Below are 15,195 nucleotides of genomic sequence, written 5' to 3' on the forward strand. Positions count from 1 at the left end.
CAGCCAAAGGGAATGGGAGCAAGGAAATGAGGATCGCACCGTTAGTCTGGGCCATTAGTCTGGCACTGACCGCCAGCGCACAGAGCGCACTGGCGGCAGAGCCGCAAAAGGAGAGTCGTCACATGTCGTCGCAGCACAACAACCCCTTCAGTCAGGCCAGTTCACTGCCTTTCCAGGCACCGCCTTTTGACCGTATCACTATCGATGACTACCGTCCGGCGCTGATAGCGGCGGTAGCGGAAAAGCGCGATGAGATTGCACGCATTGCAGATAATCCCGCCACGCCGACGTTTGAAAATACCTTCCAGGCACTGGAACAGAGTGGGCAACGCCTGCGACGCGTCAACAATGTGTTCAGCGCCATGACCTCGGGAAACACCAGCGATGAACTTCAGGCGCTGGATGAGGAGATGTCACCGACGCTGGCCGCACTGGATGATGATATCAAGCTGAACGGTAAGCTGTTTGCCCGGCTGGATGCGGTTTACCAGCAGCGGCAGCAACTGGCGCTGGACCCGGAGTCACTGCGCCTGGTCGAGGTCATCTGGCAGGCGTATGTGCTGGCGGGCGCACGCCTGACGGAGAGCGACAAAACGGCGCTGAAAGCTCTGAATCAGGAGTCAGCCACACTCAGTACGCGCTTTACCAACCGTCTGCTGGCCGCCACCAAAGCGGGAGGCGTGGTATTTGACGATGCGCAGGCACTGGCAGGACTGAGTGATGCAGAAAAGGCGGCGGCGGCGGAAGCAGCAGGGGCGCGCGGATTAAACCATCAGTGGCTGCTGGCTCTGCACAACACCACACAGCAGCCCGATCTGCAAACCCTGACGGATCGCGCTACCCGTGAGACGCTTTTCACCGCCAGCTGGACGCGCGCCGAAAAAGGCGATGCCAATGATACCCGCGAGGTGATCGTGCGTCTGGCGCAGGTGCGCGCACAGCAGGCAAAACTGCTGGGTTTTGACAGCTACGCTGCCTGGAAATTACAGGATCAGATGGCGAAAACCCCGCAGGCGGCTTTTGACTTTATGCGTCAAATTGTGCCGGCCGCCACTGCGCGGGCGCAGCGTGAAGCGGACGATATTCAGGCAGTCATTGACCAGCAGAAAGGCGGCTTTACTCTGGCCCCCTGGGACTGGCAGTTCTATGCCGAGCAGGTCCGTCGTGCGAAATACGACCTCGATGAAACGCAGATTAAACCGTATTTTGAACTGAACAACGTGCTGGAAAATGGCGTATTTTATGCGGCCACCCAGCTGTACGGCATCACCTTTAAACCGCGCCCGGATATCCCGGTTTATCACCCGGATGTGAAAGTCTATGAAGTGCTGGATAAAGACGGCAGTTCGCTGGCGCTGTTCTACGCCGACTGGTTCAAACGCGACAACAAGGGCGGTGGCGCATGGATGGGCAATTTTGTTGAGCAGTCGACGCTGTTAGGGACAAAACCGGTGATTTACAACGTGGCTAACTACAGCAAGCCCGTAGTCGGGCAGCCTGCGCTGTTGTCATGGGATGATGTGATCACCATGTTCCACGAGTTCGGCCATGCGCTGCACGGCATGTTTGCTGAACAGCGCTACCCGAGCCTATCCGGTACCGAAACGCCACGAGATTTTGTCGAGTTCCCGTCGCAGTTTAACGAGCACTGGGCCAGCAACACTCAGGTTTTTAACCACTTTGCCCGTCATTACCAGAGCGGGGAGCCGATGCCTGCGGCATTGCGTGAAAAGATGCTGCGCGCCAGCACCTTTAATAAAGGTTATGACATGAGTGAACTGCTGGCTGCCGCGCTGCTGGACCTGCACTGGCACAGCCTGAGTAACGGGCAGCCCTTGCAACAGGCCGATCGCTTTGAACAGGCGGCGCTGGAGAAAGAACATATCCATCTGGCTGCCGTACCGCCGCGCTACCGTTCCAGTTATTTCCAGCATATCTGGGGCAATGGTTATGCCGCCGGCTATTACGCCTATCTGTGGACCGAAATGCTGGCCGATGATGGATTTGCCTGGTTTGAAGAGCACGGCGGGCTGACGCGGGAAAATGGTCAGCGTTTTCGCGATAATGTGCTGTCGCGCGGTAACAGTGAAGACCTCAAGCAGCTCTATCATGACTGGCGGGGACAGGAACCGGCCATTGAACCGATGCTGCATCACCGTGGGTTGAAATAACGTTATCTAAAACGGGCAGGCCGGTAAAGGCCTGCCCCTGACGCTTACTGACCGTAGGCCAGCTGTAATTTGGCGTAAAAATCTTCCAGCACAAAGCGCGCATCAATTGCGTTATAGACACGAATTTCGCGATGGCTTTCATCGATACTGTATGTCAGATCATCATTCAGCTTCGGTGCTTTCACCATCGTATAGTGATACTCGTGATCGTCCAGCAGCAGGGCAATCGCCGGGTTGTCGCCCAGCACCCAGACCTCACTTTTTGGCCAGGGAATGCCTTTCAGATTAGCCGATGCCCAGTCGTTAAATTCCAGCATCTGCTGCCAGAGATACTCCCCGGTTTTCCCCTGCGGTTTGACTTTCACGGCCAGCTCGGCCAGTGACACACGCATCGACATATAAACGTTGTGCGGTACCTGCCACAGCGGGGCTTTTGATGCGAACAGAATGCGTCCGGCCTGCGGGTCGTTATACAGGTTGTATTCCCAGCCGCCTTTTGGATACGGATTGCCGCCAATCCATACCAGGGTTAAGCGACTGGCAATCTCAGGCCGCGCCTGCAAGGCCAGCGCCACATCGGTGGCCGGGCCGAGCACCAGCACAAACAGCGGGCGTGTGTCGTTGCTCAACGCTTCCCGAATAATGCCCTCAGCACCTTCACTTAGCGGCTGGGTCTGTTGATTGATTTCATGCTGTGCACCGTGCCAGACCGGGGTGGAGGCTTGCATCAGCGAGGTCAGATGCTGCAACTCCTGATAGCTTTTCGGTTCGGTCGGGTCAAATTTCTTCATCATTTTTGCCGTGCGCTGGTAGTGGGCAGCAATCAGCCCGCGCACATCAAAGGTCGGTGTCAGCAGGGCGTGTGCCACGGCAAAGTCATCATCCGCTTCATTTTTGGCATCGCTGCTGATAATCACCCGCACCTGTTTCGCCACATCGGGTTTGAAAGGCAGTGGATGCCCGGGCGTGGTGGCCAGCAGCGGGGCAGAAAACGACAATGCCAGCACCATCAATAACGGTTTGAACATGATCTCTCCAGAGGATGTCACATAAAACAACGCCCTGCGCGATAGTGCGCATCGTCGCAGGGCGTGGAGTAAAGAGCAGTCAGACTGCCAGGGAGGCGTTACTTCAGTGATTCGCCGTGCGTTTTAATCACGTTCTGATACCAGAAGAAACTCTTCTTACGGCTGCGGGCGAGGGTGCCGTTGCCCTGATCGTCACGATCAACGTAGATGAAGCCGTAACGCTTAGAGAACTCCGCTTTTGACGCACTCACCAGGTCAATCGGGCCCCAGCAGGTGTAACCGAGCACTTCAACGCCATCGTCAATCGCTTCACGCACCTGCACAAGGTGGTCGTTCAGGTAGGCGATACGATAGTCATCATTAATGGATCCGTCGGCTTCCACGGTATCGCGTGCACCCAGACCGTTTTCCACAATAAACAGCGGCTTCTGATAACGATCGTACAGCTCGTTCATCAGATAACGCAGCCCTTCAGGGTCGATCTGCCAGCCCCACTCAGAGCTTGCCAGATGCGGGTTAGGCACCATATTGAGAATATTGGCGCGGGCTTTGTTGTTTTGCTCTTCGTTGGTGGTCACGCACCCGGTCATGTAATAGCTGAACGAGATAAAATCGATAGGTTCGCGCAGATCCTGCTTGTCCTGTTCGGTGATCTCAAGTGTGATGCCATTCTCTTTAAAGTAGCGCGTCATGTAGGCCGGGTAGTATCCACGCGTCTGCACATCACCAAAGAACAGCCAGTCGCGGTTCTGCTTCTGGGTTTCAAGCAGGTCAGCAGGCAGCGGGCTGAGGGGGTACAGCATGGCACCCAGCAGCATATTGCCGATTTTGGCATCCGGGATGATCTGGTGGCAGGCTTTCACCGCACGAGCACTGCCGACCAGTTGATGGTGGATGGCCTGATACACGGCCTGCTTATCACTCTCTTCCGGCAGGCCTACGCCAGTGAAAGGCGCATGCAACGACATATTAATTTCGTTGAAAGTCAGCCAGTGCTTGACCTTATCTTTATAGCGAGCGAACACCGTTTCGGCATAGTTCACGAAGCAGTCGATGGTTTTACGGTTGCCCCAGCCGCCATACTTTTTAATTAAACCGTAAGGCATTTCATAATGGGAAAGGGTGACCAGCGGGGCGATATTGTATTTCGCCATCTCGTCGAACAGACGATCGTAGAACGCCAGGCCTGCTTCGTTCGGCTGTGTTTCATCCCCTTCCGGGAAGATGCGCGTCCAGGCAATTGAGGTACGCAGAACCGTAAAGCCCATTTCGGCAAACAGCTTAATGTCTTCCGGGTAGCGGTGATAGAAATCAATGGCCACATCCTTGATACCAAAATCACCTTCCTGACGTTCCACGCGCTCACCAAAAATGCCGTGTGGCTGTAAATCCGAGGTGGAAATGCCTTTACCCTCGGTCTGCCATGCGCCTTCGACCTGGTTTGCGGCAACGGCACCGCCCCAGAGGAAATGTTGTGGGAAACGTTGTGTCATGTTGATCTCCTTATGAAAGATTATTTAATCAGCGTCAGCAGTGGCTCACCTGCGGCCACCTCGCGTTGCTGGCTGGCAGCCAGCACGTCGATATAGTCATCGCTGTTACTGATTAGCACCGGAGTGGTGAGGTCATATCCCGCCGCACGAATCGCCGGGATATCGAATTCCAGCAGCAGGTCACCGACACGTACTTTGTCGTCCTGGCTGACATGAGCAGTAAAATGCAGTCCATCAAGTTTTACGGTATCAATGCCCACGTGGATCAGCACTTCTGAACCGTCTTCTGCTTCCAGGCCAATAGCGTGGCGGGTGCGGAACAGCGAGGCAACGGTGCCGTTAACCGGCGAGACTACCCGGCCAACACTGGGCTGAATACCGATGCCTTTCCCCAGCAGACCGCTGGCAAAGGTCTCATCCGGCACCTGGTCCAGCGCAACGACAGCACCGCTCATTGGGCTGACCAGCGTCTCTTTATGCAGCAGGTCAGGATTGACGACCGCCATCGGGGCAGCGGGTGCCGCTTCTTCTTTTGCTGCTGCTTTCACCGCAGGCAGACCGAACAGCGAAGTGGTTATGGCGGCAAAAATAAAGGCAATCAACGCCCCGGCAATCGCGGCAACCACGCTGGCATCAAAGCCAGTTTTTGGTACCACCTGGCTGAAGGTAAATACTGACGGTAAACCAAAGGAGTAGCTGGTGGTGTGATAGAAACCGAGCACCGCAGCACCCAGTGCACCGCCAATACAACCGAAGATAAACGGACGGCGGTTCGGCAGCGTGACGCCGTAGACCGCAGGCTCAGTGATACCAAACAGGCTGGCACTGAAGGCCGACGCAGCAATCCCTTTGAGTTTTACGTCACGGGTACGCAGCAGCACGCCCAGCGTTGCCCCGGCCTGGCCGAGAACGGCAGGCATCAGCAGCGGGAGCAGGGTGTCCGCGCCATGTACCGCGAGGTTGTTCAGCATGATAGGGACAAGGCCCCAGTGCAGACCGAAGATCACGCAGACCTGCCAGAATGCGCCCATAAAGGCACCTGCAAAGGTCGGGCTGAAGCTATAGGCATGAAGGTAGCCCGCTGCCAGCAGTTCACTGACCCAGGTGGCGACCGGGCCAATCAGTATAAAGGTGACCGGAACCACAATGGCCAGACAGATCAGCGGGGTGGTGAAGTTACGAACCGCGCCCGGCAGGCGGTTGTGCACCGCGCGCTCAATCAGGCAGGAGAACCAGGCCGCGAAGATAATCGGGATCACGGATGAGCTGTAGTTAATCAGGATCATCGGAATGCCGAAGAAGTGCAGCGGCGGGCTACCCGCCTGTGAAGCCGTAAAGGCCGCCATCATCATCGGGTGGACCAACGCCGCACCGATAATCATTGTCGTAAAGGCGTTACCGCCAAATTTTTTGCCCGCACTGAAGCCCAGCAAAATCGGCAGGAAGTAGAAGACGGCATCACCGGCCGCAGAGAGCGTAATGTAGGTGCCGGTGGTTTCCGTGGTCAGGCCGCAGGCCAGCGCCAGAGAGAGCAATCCCTTAAGAATACCGGAGGCGGCCATGATGCCGACAAACGGGGTGAAAATACCGGAAACAATGTCAATAAAGCGGGCAAACAACGAACCTTTATCCTCGTCCGCGTTATTGCTGCTGTCGTCTGCCAATCCCGCTGTGGTGAGCAGGTCCTGATAGACATCGCTGACGTGGTTACCAATCACCACCTGATACTGACCCCCGCTTTCCACCACCATAATCACGCCAGCGTTGGCCTTCAGCGTTGCGGTGTCGGCTTTACGGCTGTCTTTAAGTTTGAAACGCAGACGCGTAGCGCAATGCATCACCGAATTGATGTTCTCTTTGCCGCCTACACCTTGCAGGATCTCTTCTGATAAAACCTGGTACTTCATCTTATGCTCCTGGTTTCGACATCTGTAACCTTCATATTTCACGGTGCAGGTGTGTGGGCTGCCTTCCTGCACCTTGAATTATGTTGGGTCTATGTTTTCGGGCCGTTGCTGAATTCAGGCCAAAAAAAAACCTAAACTGCTTCAACATCGCCGAACGGGCGTGAAAAGCAGTTTAGGTTTTGCCTGAAAATCAGTAGCAATCCTGTTTTTGTTGCAGCGATATTTCCTTACTCGCTGCGGGTTAGCAATAGGCAGGGGGTAGAATAAGTGGTTTTCGTGACCGGGATCGACTTTTATCCCGCGCTTTGTTTGCAGATTGTCACGATTTTTAACGTTCAGGAAGTGGGTCAGATTAGGCAACCGCTTCAGCACAGGCTAGACTGTATCGCATTGATTCTGTTGAGGGCGACGCAAACGTGGATGTTATTGCTGGTAAATCATTGCAGGTGTCTGACGCGATTATTTCCTGTCAGTTAGATGGAAAGGGCGGGTTAATCCCGATCGACGACAGCGATGTGCTGACGTGTGACAAGCCGTGCTGGCTGCACCTGAATTATACCCACCGTGAGAGCGCAGACTGGCTGGTGTCGACCCCGCTGCTGCCTGACGCGGTTCGTGATGCGCTGGGCGGCGACAGTATGCGTCCACGCGTTAACCGGCTGGGTGATGGCACCATGATCACCCTGCGTAGCATCAATCTCAACAGCGAATCACGCCCGGAACAACTGGTAGTGATCCGCGTTTTTATCAACGAGAAGCTGATTGTTTCAACCCGGCAGCGCAAAGTCTTTGCCATCGATGAAGTACTGACCGACCTGAAAAATGGCAATGGCCCGGTGGACGGTGGCAGCTGGCTGGTGGATGTCTGCGATGCGCTTACCGATCACACCAGCGAGTTTATTGAAGAGTTGCACGATAAGATCATCGACCTGGAAGATGCGGTGGTTGATCAACAGGTGCCGCCACGCGGTGAGCTGGCATTGATTCGTAAGCAACTGATTATCATGCGGCGCTACATGGCACCGCAGCGCGATGTCTTTTCACGTATTGCCAGTGAACGTCTTCCCTGGATGAGCGATGACGATCGTCGTCGTATGCAGGATATTTCTGACCGCTTAGGGCGGGGGCTGGACGACCTTGATGCCAGCGTGGCACGTACTGGCGTGCTGGCGGATGAGATCAGCACGGTGATGGCAGAAGCGATGAACCGCCGCACTTATACCATGTCGCTGCTGGCAATGGTTTTCCTGCCGACGACCTTCCTGACGGGGTTGTTTGGCGTCAATCTGGGTGGGATACCGGGGGGGGAATGGCATTATGGTTTTGCGACCTTCTGCCTGCTGTTGACGCTTCTGGTTATCGGGGTTGCCTGGTGGTTACGGAAACGTAAATGGTTGTGATAAATGATAATTATTGCGGAAGAGACGCAACAAACGGCCCGAAAGCTGATCGACATCAATAAATCCCCCCGTGGTTCAGGGCAAACTCTTTCCCGCAGGTGAATGCAACGTCAAGCGATGGGCGTTGCGCTCCATATTGTCTTACTTCCTTTTTTGAATTAATGCATAGCACATTTGATTCGTACGACGCCGGCTATCCGCCGGCTTTTTTTTTGCGCGTTTGCCAGCGCGGTCAGATGTCCTACGCTTAAGGTTCATGCAATGTTTGAGGAGGAAGGTATGCCTGTTGACCGTATTATGGCGATTCGCTCATCTGAACCACTCAGCGACCCGGCGCCCGTTCCTGGTCCCATTCCCACACCACAGCCGTTACCCGATCCACCGCCGATTGACCCCGACCCGATTATTGATCCGCCACCGCATGTGCATCTTCAATAAAATCTCTGGTCAGGAAAAATTGATGGCAGGGCCCTGGGAAACTTCCGTATAATATCCCTTTAAAGAGTCAGCTGATATACATCGCTATAAAGCTCCCAGGGCCCAGAGAAGTATTTATGAATCAAGTGGATGTAAGAAAAGAAACCCTGGAGATTAATAAACTCCAGAAACGCCTCAGAAGAAATGTTGGCACTGCCATTACCGATTACAACATGATTGAAGACAACGATGTGGTAATGGTCTGCATGAGCGGGGGCAAAGATTCATTCGCCATGCTGGATATTCTTCTCGGCCTGCAAAAGGTGGCACCGATCAAATTTGAGATTATTGCCGTCAATCTGGACCAGAAGCAGCCAGGGTTTCCTGAACACATTCTGCCCGCCTATCTCGATAGCTTAAATATCCCTTATTACATTGTGGATAAAGACACTTATTCAGTGGTTAAAGAGAAAGTCCCGGAAGGAAAAACGACCTGTGGCTTATGTTCGCGCCTGCGTCGCGGCACGCTTTATTCCTTTGCCGAGAAGATTGGCGCAACGAAAATCGCGCTGGGCCACCATATGGATGACATCGTTGAGACGTTGTTCCTTAATATGTTCCATGGTGCAAAAATGAAGGCGATGCCCCCTAAGCTGCGTTCTGATGACGGGCGTAACGTGGTTATCAGGCCGTTGACGTACTGCCGGGAAAAAGATCTGATCGCCTGGGCAGAATATAAAGCATTCCCGATCATCCCCTGTAATCTGTGCGGTTCGCAGGAAAATCTCCAGCGTCAGGCCATCAAGGCGATGCTGATGGAGTGGGATAAAAAGACGCCGGGCCGTGTCGACAGCGTTTTCAAGTCCATCCAGAATATCAGTCCAAGCCAGTTAGCGGACAAGAACCTGTTCGATTTTGAGGCGTTACCTCTGGATCGTAGCGGTGACAGAGCGGAATATGCCTTTACCGAGGCCACCGTTTCGTCAACCAACATTGATAAATCGCTCTATATTGACGTTGCCAATCTCTGATTCTGACACAGGCAACACCTGCCTGCGCCGATGCCCCTGACATGACTTAGGAAGAGTGAAAGATGGGGCGTCATCAACTACGCTTAGTGTAAACAAGCGAGAGGAGGGCGTAATGTCGAAAGAAAAACCAAAACCCGATCAACATCCGGCCAAAGATAATCCTAACGAGCATGGTGAGATCCCACGTACACGCGACGACAGTGATGATGACAAAAAAGATCCTTATCAAGATCAATAGCCTGGTTCGACTGTCGCCCCGTTATCAGGGGCGGCAGATAGCCTCACATCACTAAGAATATTCTGGATTTCCTAAAGCCCCTTAAGTTTTCGCTTTTCCCGCCGTTAATTCCTTCAGTACTTACATCAAATTTTTATTGCTCATTTTCCCCCCTGTTTTGCTCAGGGCCGGTTCCTGGCGCGGGTATCCTCATAATAAACAGGCGACACCCGGGGCCTGGCTTGACTATAATGACCACCGAGAATTTCGGATTAATCCCACCTTTTACATGCGTGGTGGCGTTAAGATCGAAAGTAAGGAGAAGGACTATCTATGAAATGGACCCGGAGAAATACCTGGATTGCGATGGTGGCGGCCTGCCTGATTTTCTGGCTGTTAATCGCGTTGGTTTTATCTTAGTCAGATGACACAACACACAGCGCTGCGTGGCACTATCGCCAGCGCTTTTCTCCCCGCCCCGGGTGGTTTTCTGCTACACTCAGCGCCAATAATCCTGTCCGTTTTACCAGAGAACTCATCCGTGACTGCTTTTTCTACCCTGACACAACTCCCTGCCAGCCAGATCGAAAACCTGAATGAACTCGGCTACCTTGACATGACGCCGGTTCAGGCGGAATCACTGCCTGCTATTCTTGAAGGGCGGGATGTTCGCGCTCAGGCAAAAACGGGCAGTGGCAAAACAGCTGCTTTTGGTCTGGGTGTGATGCATCGCGTGGATGCCAGCCAGTACGTTACCCAGGCGCTGGTGCTGTGCCCAACGCGCGAGCTGGCAGACCAGGTTGCCAAAGAACTGCGCCGTCTGGCGCGTTTCACCGCCAACATTAAAATTCTCACCCTGTGTGGCGGGCAACCGCTGAGCGCACAGCGTGATTCACTGGTGCATGCGCCGCAAATCGTGGTGGGCACGCCGGGCCGTATTCTTGATCATCTGAAACGCGAAACCCTGAAGCTGGACGGGATCAATACGCTGGTGCTGGATGAAGCAGACCGTATGCTGGAGATGGGTTTCCGCGAAGACATCGACAGTATTATTCGCCACTGTCCACCAACGCGTCAGACGCTGCTGTTCTCGGCCACCTGGCCGCAGGGCATCGCTCAGATCAGCCAAAGTATTCAGCGTGACCCGCTGACGGTGGAAACGGGCGATGTGTCCGATCTGCCGAAGATTGAACAGACATTCTACGAAGCTGGTCCACGTGAGAAACTGACGGCGCTGATTGGCCTGCTCAGCGAGCGCCAGCCGTCATCCTGCGTGGTGTTCTGCAACACCAAACGTGAATGCGATGACATTGCCTATGCGCTGACAGCCGGTAACATCAGTGCGCTGGCATTGCATGGTGATCTTGAGCAGCGTGACCGTGACCAGGTGCTGATTCGTTTCGCGAACGGCAGCTGCCGTGTGCTGGTGGCGACCGATGTTGCCGCCCGTGGTCTGGATATCAAATCGCTGGCGATGGTGGTTAACTATCAGCTGTCGTTTGATCCTGAAGTCCATGTTCACCGCATCGGCCGTACGGCCCGAGCCGGAGAGGAGGGCTGTGCTGTCAGCTTCGTGGCGCAGGATGAGATGATCCGTGCGCATGCGCTGGAAGATTATCTGCAACAGAAACTGGCCTGGCGCAATGTGTCCGAGCTGAAATCTGTTGCCGCGAAGCCATTACCGGCAGAGATGGTAACCGTGAGTCTGGACGGCGGGCGTAAAGCAAAGATCCGCCCGGGCGATATTCTCGGGGCATTGACGGGTGACGGTGGACTGACCGGCGATCAGGTCGGGAAAATTGATATTGGTCCAACGCAGGCGTACGTTGCTATCCGCCAGACGCAGGCGCGTCAGGTGATGGGGCAACTGAAAGACGTGAAGATCAAAGGGAAGTCGTGCCGGGCACGTTTAGTGAAATAACGATTTTTATCTCTGATGTAGGGGCTGGCCTTCTGTTGCGGTCAGCCCGCTAAAACACCCTTTAGATCTTCGTAATCACCGGGGGTTCTGCCAGCAGACCTTCAACGCCCGCCAGCAGCGCTTTAAAGTGGGGCTGTGTTTCATGCAGTTCGATAGCCGCCGCGCTTTTCCAGGTTTCGTGGAACAGGAACAGATCGCTGTTCTCGACGCTGCGATACAGATCGTAATGTACGTTTCCTTCCTCAAGACGGCTCGGCGCCACACAGCGGTTCAGCACTTCATACAGCGCATTGCCTTTCCCTGTCGCAGCAGCAAAAGTAGCAACGATCAAAATCGGTGTATCAGACATCTGTCTCTCCTTTAGAAACGTCAAACGACGGCGTTGATAACGGAATGCCATCCCGCCGCCAGAATTTAACAGCCTGTAAGCCTGGCATGATTACACCCATTTGACATGATCTTTTCAGGCTTCATTGCATTTCGCCCGACTCGACAATAAATTAAGACGTTGTGCTATTGATATTTCCAGTGGAATGATTTTGTAAGAATCCGTGACAGCTATCGACCTGATGCGCAACGTAGCTTATGCTGGCAAACGCATTCCAGCCTACATCCCGGAGCCTGACCTCATGAAAGCAGCGACATTTTTGCTGGCGGCAGCCACGTTATTCCTGTCAGCCTGTAGTAGCGACAGTGATAATGAGCCACCGCAACAGGCCACGGCAGCCCATGTCCCGGCCCGGGTAGTGATGGCCGACATGGCTGAAAGCGCCTGTTCCAACGCGGGAGGCACGCTGGCGTTATCGCGTCAGCTGGACGGCAGCTCAGTAGGTATGTGCCAGATGGCCAATGGCCGTCGCTGTGGTGAAAGTGCGTTGATGAATGGAAGCTGTGCACGCTAAGTCAGCCGTGTGTTTCCACTACCCTCGTCAGTTTACATGCATGCAGTTGATGAACCCGAGAGTCAGGGTTTAGCGGCCTGAAACTGACGATGTTGTTTTTTTACCCCTGTAACTTCTGACCTTGCACCGCCTCCTGGCCCCATCTTGCCGTAACGCCCCTTCTGCCGATCACAATAATTCCTCATAGCTTAACTGTGCATTTGCCCGCGTCGCAGGTAGAATGCATGCCGTTTATCGTTTGCGCCATGCGGTGCTCCACTCAAAGAGGGTAAATCCATGCTTTCACCTCAGGTTACCGGTTCACCGATTGTGGTGGCGTTAGATTATGCGGACCGCAATCGCGCTCTGGCGTTTATCGATCAGATTGAACCGGGCAGTTGTCGCCTTAAAGTCGGCAAAGAGATGTTTACCCTGTTTGGCCCACAGTGGGTGCGCGATCTGCAACAGCGCGGATTTGACGTTTTCCTCGACCTGAAATTCCATGATATCCCTAATACAACTGCCCATGCGGTGGCGGCGGCGGCTGACCTCGGCGTATGGATGGTGAATGTCCATGCCAGCGGCGGTGCGCGGATGATGAGCGCTGCGCGTGAAGCGTTGCTGCCATTTGGTAACGATGCGCCTCTGCTGATTGCGGTCACGGTGCTGACCAGCATGGATGCCGATGATTTACGCGGCCTGGGGATTGAACTCTCCCCGGCAGAGCAGGCCGAGCGTCTGGCACGTCTGACACATCAGTGTGGTCTGGACGGAGTGGTCTGTTCCGCGCAGGAAGCCCGTCATTTCAAGCAGGCGATAGGCCAGGACTTCCGTCTGGTGACACCGGGGATTCGCCCGGCAGGCAGCGATGTTGGCGATCAGCGCCGCATCATGACGCCACAGGAAGCGAAGCAAGCCGGGGTGGATTATATGGTGATCGGGCGTCCGATTACCCAATCAGCCGATCCGGCGGCAACGCTGCGTGACATCCTTCGTTCCCTGCAAGAGGCATAATCATGGCCGATGACAACAGCCGCCTGGTCTATTCCACTGAAACCGGGCGCATTGATGAGCCCAAAACGACTGTGCAACGTCCGAAAGGTGATGGCATTGTTCGCATTCAGCGGCAGACCAGCGGGCGTAAAGGCAAAGGGGTTTGTCTGATTAGCGGTATCGATCTGGATGATGCCGGACTGAACAAGCTGACGGCCGAACTGAAGAAAAAATGTGGCTGCGGCGGGGCGTTAAAAGACGGGGTGATTGAGATTCAGGGCGATAAACGCGACCTGTTAAAAACCCTGCTCGAAGCGAAAGGCTTTAAGGTCAAACTGGCCGGAGGCTGAGCAATAACAGGGGCCTGAACAACGTCAGGCCCCCAACAAGCTGCTTTTTATTTGTCGATCTGATGTCCGATGATCCCGCCAACTGCGGCGCCACCCACGGTGCCTAAACCACTTCCATTTGTCAGAATAGAACCGCCAATTGCGCCAGCACCTGCGCCGATGGCCGTGTTTCGATCGCGTTTAGACCAGTTTGAGCAAGCGCTCAGAGAAAGAACTAAGGTTGCGGCCAGCACGGCGGCGGTGATGCGTTTTGCAGTGATAGACATAATGACTCTCCTTAAAGAACAGCGACGAGATACCTCTACAGTATAGAGGACGCTCTGTAATCCCGACCCGATTCCATCGTTTTTTCAAGTGACTTCTGTCACTGAACAGGCAAAAAGCAGTATAAAAAATCGCCTTCAGGATTTAGGGCTGAATCCGGGGTCGGCAACGGTACATCTGGATGGTTAGACATCTTACTATCACCCAGGTTAATTTCTGTGAACTATTTTGAATTATTACCGGATATCTTAACAGGTAAAAACTCTTAATTTCCCTTGTGTCTTAAGCGAGAGTGATCACTCAAAACCACGGGAACAGTCGGATTCTGCCGTTGATACAGCAGATGCCTCCATACCCCGATCATCAAGTGGCGCTGACAATAAATCAGCAGCCATAACGGGGACAACAACATGCTGGAACAACTGAAGCAGCAAGTACTGGAAGCAAATCTGGCGTTACCGCGCTACGGACTGGTGACGTTCACCTGGGGAAACGTCAGTGCTATCGATCGCCAGCAGGGGCTGATGGTGATAAAGCCTTCAGGTGTCAGTTATGACGACATGAAGCGGGACGACATGGTCGTCGTGGCGCTGGCGTCCGGGGAAGTGATAGAAGGGGACAAACGTCCGTCATCGGATACGGACACTCACCGTGCACTCTATCTTGCCTGGCCTGATATTGGCGGCATCGTCCATACTCACTCGCGCCATGCCACCATCTGGGCGCAGGCAGGAAAAGATATTCCCGCCTGGGGCACAACGCACGCGGATGATTTCTATGGTGCCATTCCCTGCACGCGCCAGATGCGCGATGAGGAGATCCTTGAACGCTACGAGTGGCAAACCGGGCAGGTAATCATTGAAACGCTGCAACAGCGCAATATTGACCCACTGGCGATCCCAGCCGTGCTGGTGAACTCGCACGGGCCGTTTGCGTGGGGCCGCAGCGCGGAGGATGCGGTCCACAGTGCCGTTGTACTGGAAGAGGTGGCTTACATGGGTATTTTCAGTCAGCAATTGACGCCGCAGCTGCCGGCAGTGCAGCAGGTATTACTGGATAAACACTATCTGCGAAAACATGGCAAAAATGCCTATTACGGGCAGAAATAGCCGCTAACGTCAT

At 54.3% G+C, this 15,195-nt stretch carries 15 protein-coding genes; 10 read left to right on the top strand and 5 right to left on the bottom strand.

The genetic code is table 11. From position 1 onward, the window contains the following. Nucleotides 1-26: 26 nt before the first annotated feature. Entirely contained in the window at nucleotides 27-2,171 is a 2,145-nt protein-coding gene (gene dcp, locus FVB43_RS20320) for a peptidyl-dipeptidase Dcp (RefSeq protein ID WP_167864629.1), read from the top strand. A gap of 44 nt (nucleotides 2,172-2,215) precedes the next feature. Here the strand turns inward: dcp and FVB43_RS20325 are convergent, their stop codons facing one another. The 3 genes from FVB43_RS20325 to bglF form a co-directional block, all read right to left on the bottom strand. Further along, nucleotides 2,216-3,199: a nucleoside hydrolase gene (locus tag FVB43_RS20325; RefSeq protein WP_197931308.1), complete on the bottom strand. Its 984-nt coding sequence runs from the start codon at nucleotides 3,197-3,199 to the stop codon at nucleotides 2,216-2,218. A gap of 98 nt (nucleotides 3,200-3,297) precedes the next feature. Next, nucleotides 3,298-4,692, bottom strand: coding sequence for a glycoside hydrolase family 1 protein (locus FVB43_RS20330; RefSeq protein ID WP_133845105.1), 1,395 nt, complete (start codon nucleotides 4,690-4,692; stop codon nucleotides 3,298-3,300). 20 nt (nucleotides 4,693-4,712) lie between these two features. Continuing rightward, entirely contained in the window at nucleotides 4,713-6,599 is a 1,887-nt protein-coding gene (bglF, locus tag FVB43_RS20335; protein WP_167864630.1) for a PTS beta-glucoside transporter subunit IIABC, read from the bottom strand. A 416-nt stretch (nucleotides 6,600-7,015) separates the two neighbouring features. On the opposite strand from bglF, the gene zntB reads away from it, so the two are divergent. The 5 genes from zntB to dbpA all read left to right on the top strand — a co-directional run bounded on the left by zntB (nucleotide 7,016) and on the right by dbpA (nucleotide 11,585). After that, entirely contained in the window at nucleotides 7,016-7,999 is a 984-nt protein-coding gene (gene zntB, locus FVB43_RS20340) for a zinc transporter ZntB (RefSeq protein WP_133845101.1), read from the top strand. Between the two features lie 261 nt (nucleotides 8,000-8,260). Then, nucleotides 8,261-8,437, top strand: coding sequence for a proline-rich small protein YnaL (ynaL, locus tag FVB43_RS20345; RefSeq protein WP_159337177.1), 177 nt, complete (start codon nucleotides 8,261-8,263; stop codon nucleotides 8,435-8,437). Nucleotides 8,438-8,553: 116 nt separating this feature from the next. After that, nucleotides 8,554-9,447 carry a tRNA 2-thiocytidine(32) synthetase TtcA gene (gene ttcA / locus FVB43_RS20350; protein WP_133845099.1) on the top strand — a complete coding sequence of 298 codons (894 nt, stop codon included), beginning with the start codon at nucleotides 8,554-8,556 and terminating at the stop codon, nucleotides 9,445-9,447. A gap of 112 nt (nucleotides 9,448-9,559) precedes the next feature. Beyond that, a complete protein-coding gene (locus FVB43_RS24765) occupies nucleotides 9,560-9,685 on the top strand; it encodes a hypothetical protein (RefSeq protein ID WP_259149943.1) in 126 nt (41 codons plus the stop codon). Between the two features lie 520 nt (nucleotides 9,686-10,205). Beyond that, the gene (gene dbpA, locus FVB43_RS20355; RefSeq protein WP_133845097.1) at nucleotides 10,206-11,585 is read left to right on the top strand and encodes an ATP-dependent RNA helicase DbpA; all 1,380 of its coding nucleotides are present in this window, start codon (nucleotides 10,206-10,208) and stop codon (nucleotides 11,583-11,585) included. 61 nt (nucleotides 11,586-11,646) lie between these two features. On the opposite strand, the gene FVB43_RS20360 is transcribed toward dbpA, so the two are convergent. After that, the gene (locus FVB43_RS20360) at nucleotides 11,647-11,934 is read right to left on the bottom strand and encodes a putative quinol monooxygenase (RefSeq protein WP_133845095.1); all 288 of its coding nucleotides are present in this window, start codon (nucleotides 11,932-11,934) and stop codon (nucleotides 11,647-11,649) included. 280 nt (nucleotides 11,935-12,214) lie between these two features. On the opposite strand from FVB43_RS20360, the gene FVB43_RS20365 reads away from it, so the two are divergent. The 3 genes from FVB43_RS20365 (at nucleotide 12,215) to yciH (ending at nucleotide 13,809) form a co-directional block, all read left to right on the top strand. Beyond that, on the top strand, nucleotides 12,215-12,487 hold the full coding sequence (locus tag FVB43_RS20365; RefSeq protein WP_133845093.1) for a putative hemolysin: 273 nt from the start codon (nucleotides 12,215-12,217) through the stop codon (nucleotides 12,485-12,487). Between the two features lie 276 nt (nucleotides 12,488-12,763). Then, nucleotides 12,764-13,480 carry an orotidine-5'-phosphate decarboxylase gene (gene pyrF, locus FVB43_RS20370; RefSeq protein WP_133845091.1) on the top strand — a complete coding sequence of 239 codons (717 nt, stop codon included), beginning with the start codon at nucleotides 12,764-12,766 and terminating at the stop codon, nucleotides 13,478-13,480. 2 nt (nucleotides 13,481-13,482) lie between these two features. After that, entirely contained in the window at nucleotides 13,483-13,809 is a 327-nt protein-coding gene (gene yciH / locus FVB43_RS20375) for a stress response translation initiation inhibitor YciH (protein ID WP_133845089.1), read from the top strand. A gap of 47 nt (nucleotides 13,810-13,856) precedes the next feature. On the opposite strand, the gene osmB is transcribed toward yciH, so the two are convergent. After that, entirely contained in the window at nucleotides 13,857-14,075 is a 219-nt protein-coding gene (gene osmB / locus FVB43_RS20380) for an osmotically-inducible lipoprotein OsmB (protein WP_133845087.1), read from the bottom strand. Nucleotides 14,076-14,483: 408 nt separating this feature from the next. Here osmB and araD point away from each other — a divergent pair, with 408 nt between their 5' ends. Further along, nucleotides 14,484-15,182 carry an L-ribulose-5-phosphate 4-epimerase gene (gene araD / locus FVB43_RS20385; protein WP_159337175.1) on the top strand — a complete coding sequence of 233 codons (699 nt, stop codon included), beginning with the start codon at nucleotides 14,484-14,486 and terminating at the stop codon, nucleotides 15,180-15,182. Nucleotides 15,183-15,195 lie beyond the last annotated feature (13 nt).

Source organism: Erwinia rhapontici (assembly GCF_012271765.1).
In the GTDB taxonomy this organism is placed as follows: Bacteria; Pseudomonadota; Gammaproteobacteria; order Enterobacterales; family Enterobacteriaceae; genus Erwinia; species Erwinia rhapontici.

Coding starts and splice junctions, on each gene's coding strand:
- FVB43_RS20330 (WP_133845105.1), bottom strand. CDS start 4,692: ATGACACAACGTTTCCCACAACATTTCCTCTGGGGCGGTGCCGTTGCC.
- FVB43_RS20325 (WP_197931308.1), bottom strand. CDS start 3,199: ATGTTCAAACCGTTATTGATGGTGCTGGCATTGTCGTTTTCTGCCCCG.
- pyrF (WP_133845091.1), top strand. CDS start 12,764: ATGCTTTCACCTCAGGTTACCGGTTCACCGATTGTGGTGGCGTTAGAT.
- FVB43_RS20365 (WP_133845093.1), top strand. CDS start 12,215: ATGAAAGCAGCGACATTTTTGCTGGCGGCAGCCACGTTATTCCTGTCA.
- dcp (WP_167864629.1), top strand. CDS start 27: ATGAGGATCGCACCGTTAGTCTGGGCCATTAGTCTGGCACTGACCGCC.
- araD (WP_159337175.1), top strand. CDS start 14,484: ATGCTGGAACAACTGAAGCAGCAAGTACTGGAAGCAAATCTGGCGTTA.
- bglF (WP_167864630.1), bottom strand. CDS start 6,599: ATGAAGTACCAGGTTTTATCAGAAGAGATCCTGCAAGGTGTAGGCGGC.
- osmB (WP_133845087.1), bottom strand. CDS start 14,075: ATGTCTATCACTGCAAAACGCATCACCGCCGCCGTGCTGGCCGCAACC.
- yciH (WP_133845089.1), top strand. CDS start 13,483: ATGGCCGATGACAACAGCCGCCTGGTCTATTCCACTGAAACCGGGCGC.
- ynaL (WP_159337177.1), top strand. CDS start 8,261: ATGTTTGAGGAGGAAGGTATGCCTGTTGACCGTATTATGGCGATTCGC.
- FVB43_RS24765 (WP_259149943.1), top strand. CDS start 9,560: ATGTCGAAAGAAAAACCAAAACCCGATCAACATCCGGCCAAAGATAAT.
- ttcA (WP_133845099.1), top strand. CDS start 8,554: ATGAATCAAGTGGATGTAAGAAAAGAAACCCTGGAGATTAATAAACTC.
- FVB43_RS20360 (WP_133845095.1), bottom strand. CDS start 11,934: ATGTCTGATACACCGATTTTGATCGTTGCTACTTTTGCTGCTGCGACA.